General features: G+C 61.7%; 6 protein-coding genes. All 6 read right to left on the reverse strand.

Features of this window, described 5'->3' with window-relative positions; all coding sequences use genetic code 11:
• The coding region (locus tag Y707_RS0102010; RefSeq protein ID WP_051441557.1) for a hypothetical protein at positions 1 to 307 on the reverse strand (307 nt) is incomplete at its 3' end.
• Positions 304 to 753, reverse strand: a complete 450-nt coding sequence (locus Y707_RS28720) for a cupredoxin domain-containing protein (protein ID WP_051441558.1) — start codon at positions 751 to 753, stop codon at positions 304 to 306. The genes Y707_RS28720 and Y707_RS0102010, both read right to left, overlap by 4 nt.
• A gap of 2 nt (positions 754 to 755) precedes the next feature.
• Positions 756 to 1,148, reverse strand: a complete 393-nt coding sequence (locus Y707_RS28725; RefSeq protein WP_051441559.1) for a hypothetical protein — start codon at positions 1,146 to 1,148, stop codon at positions 756 to 758.
• Entirely contained in the window at positions 1,145 to 1,594 is a 450-nt protein-coding gene (locus Y707_RS28730) for a cupredoxin domain-containing protein (protein ID WP_051441558.1), read from the reverse strand. The genes Y707_RS28725 and Y707_RS28730 overlap by 4 nt, the downstream gene beginning before the upstream one ends.
• Before the next feature lie 146 nt (positions 1,595 to 1,740).
• Positions 1,741 to 2,526 carry a hypothetical protein gene (locus Y707_RS0102030; protein WP_333782830.1) on the reverse strand — a complete coding sequence of 262 codons (786 nt, stop codon included), beginning with the start codon at positions 2,524 to 2,526 and terminating at the stop codon, positions 1,741 to 1,743.
• Between the two features lie 162 nt (positions 2,527 to 2,688).
• Positions 2,689 to 2,962: transposase (locus Y707_RS0102035; protein ID WP_026533855.1), on the reverse strand; the 274-nt coding region annotated here is incomplete at its 5' end.

Genomic DNA, 2,962 nt, shown 5'->3' on the forward strand with positions numbered 1-2,962 from the left:
TGGCAGGTATGTCGAGGTACCGGTAGAGCATGACGGCGGCGAATGCGGCCAGTGCGACGAGGGCGGCGGCCACGTAGGAGGCGCGGCTGCCACGGATCAGTACATAGAGCCCGGCAAGGATCGCGGAAACAGCCTGGATGCGGAACAGGTTGCCCTGTCCAATGCCGGCCGGAGCAGCCAGCTGATAGTTGGCGGCCAACTGCAGGTGAATGATGGCATCAACGGCCAGGGTCGCGGCGATCACGATCCGCAGGACGATCAACAGCGCAGTATTTCTGCTTCTGGAGGTTGGTGATCCGTTTTTCATTCAACCGCCAGGGTGGCCATCATGGCCGGGTGGATGGTGCAGATGTAGGGGTATTCGCCGGGTTCCTCCGGCGCGGTGAAGGTCACGGTTTCACCGCCTTCGAAGCGAACATCGAAGGCGCCTTCTTCTTCGGAGGTGACCGTGTGCGGAGCGGAATCCTTATTGACCACAGTGACGGTCGCCCCCGGGCTGACCGATTCGGGTCCGTCAAACTCGAAGCCCTCGACGGTGATGACAACCTCCTCCTGCTCGGAGGTGGCCATCTCTTCACCTATCTCTGCGTCCATGGATTCGCTGGCCGATGGTTGTGGTTCGGCGGCCATGGTGGAGGAAGCCTCCGGGGCGGGCGTATCGCCGGTGGTTTCTCCACCTGAGGACCCGCAGCCGGTGATCGCGGTCAAGGCAGCAGCCAACACAATAGCGGCAGCACTTCTTCTAATGCTCATGATCAATCCGTTTCCTTTTCGAATACTTTTCGCGCCCCTGCGAAGGTTAAAAGAGGACCGCCGCCCCCGCCAGTGGCGATCGGGCCGATGGCAGGTATGTCGAGGTACCGGTAGAGCATGACGGCGGCGAATGCGGCCAGTGCGACGAGGGCGGCGGCCACGTAGGAGGCGCGGCTGCCACGGATCAGTACATAGAGCCCGGCAAGGATCGCGGAAACAGCCTGGATGCGGAACAGGTTGCCCTGTCCAATGCCGGCCGGAGCAGCCAGCTGATAGTTGGCGGCCAACTGCAGGTGAATGATGGCATCAACGGCCAGGGTCGCGGCGATCACGATCCGCAGGACGATCAACAGCGCAGTATTTCTGCTTCTGGAGGTTGGTGATCCGTTTTTCATTCAACCGCCAGGGTGGCCATCATGGCCGGGTGGATGGTGCAGATGTAGGGGTATTCGCCGGGTTCCTCCGGCGCGGTGAAGGTCACGGTTTCACCGCCTTCGAAGCGAACATCGAAGGCGCCTTCTTCTTCGGAGGTGACCGTGTGCGGAGCGGAATCCTTATTGACCACAGTGACGGTCGCCCCCGGGCTGACCGATTCGGGTCCGTCAAACTCGAAGCCCTCGACGGTGATGACAACCTCCTCCTGCTCGGAGGTGGCCATCTCTTCACCTATCTCTGCGTCCATGGATTCGCTGGCCGATGGTTGTGGTTCGGCGGCCATGGTGGAGGAAGCCTCCGGGGCGGGCGTATCGCCGGTGGTTTCTCCACCTGAGGACCCGCAGCCGGTGATCGCGGTCAAGGCAGCAGCCAACACAATAGCGGCAGCACTTCTTCTAATGCTCATGATCAATCCGTTTCCTTTTCGAATACTTTTCGCGCCCCTGCGAAGGTTAAAAGAGGACCGCCGCCCCCGCCAGTGGCGGAAGCGGCGGTCCTTCTCAGCAGGATCACCGAAGGGTCAGTGATCCTTAGCGCTTCAGATGCCGGGCCTTAGCGGCCGGCGACGACCTTGCGGCGGATGGCGTAGGCGCCACCGGCTGCGGCCAGGAGGCCACCGCCGAGGGCGATCATGCCCATGTCGCTTCCACCGTTGCCGCCGTTGGTGGCAGCCGCGGAGGTAACACCGGTGTCAGCGCCACCTGCGGGCATCATTTCGAGGGCGCCACACAGGGCCGGAGCCGTTGCTGCCAGCGGCAGTTCCGGAACCAGGTTGGACTTGGCACTGGCGGCTTCCTCGCTCAGGCCGGCAGGGTCAATGCCGTGCACGACGATGACGCCGGTTCCATCAGCCAGGGAGTCCTGGGTGTCCTCGTTCAACTCGAAGGTCTCCGAGTAGGTGAACGATTCGCCTGAGGGAGCCACGCTGATGTCGGTGGCCGCTGCCGGGCTCTTGTCAGCATCGCCGAGGGACAACGTCGTGCCGATTTCACCGTAGGAGGGCTGACCTTCAACGGTGTCAACGATTCCGTCACCGTTCGCGTCATCCGCGGCGATGCTCGGGCAGGTTCCCTGGGCGGCGATGTGGATGTGCTGCACGTGCGGGAACGCGCCATCGTTGAACGTCTCGGCCAGCCCGGAGGCCTGGAGGTTGACCGTAGCCGTGGAGCCTTCGACATTGACCCAGGCGCTGCCGCTGGCGCCGGTCTCGTTGATGTCCTGGAACGTGGTCGAGTACGAGCCCGCGGCATGGTCGGCCATCGCGGGGGCACCGGCCATGGCAGTCAGACCCAACGCAACAGCGGGAGCCAAAAGCATTGTCTTCTTCATAATCTTCATAGCTGTCTCCTCATGAGGGAAGTTCATGCGGATCCAAATCTTGAGCCCGCATACAGGGGATTCGATGTGATCTGTCTCACGGATTGGTCCCGTGAAGAAGAATTTGTTTCCTGAGTCACACCGGAATCACCTTTGACAGGCGCTGCCACGGACCGGCACCCACTAGTGTCCTGATTCGTTAATTCGTTTCAGGTATCTGGCGATGGAGGCGAGGATGTCTTCGGCGGTTTTGGTCCAGATGAAGGGCTGTGGATCCACGTTCCAGGCCTTCACCCAGCTGCGGAGGTCTTTCTCGAGGGCTTGCACGCTGCGGTGATCAGAACGTTGCAGTAGGTCCCGGGTCACTTCCGCGAAGACACGCTCGACCTGGTTGATCCACGACGAGTACGTCGGGGTGAAGTGCATGTGGAACCGTGGGTGCTTCTCAAGCCAGTTC

Source organism: Arthrobacter sp. H14 (genome assembly GCF_000520495.1).
GTDB lineage: Bacteria > Actinomycetota > Actinomycetes > Actinomycetales > Micrococcaceae > Arthrobacter_C.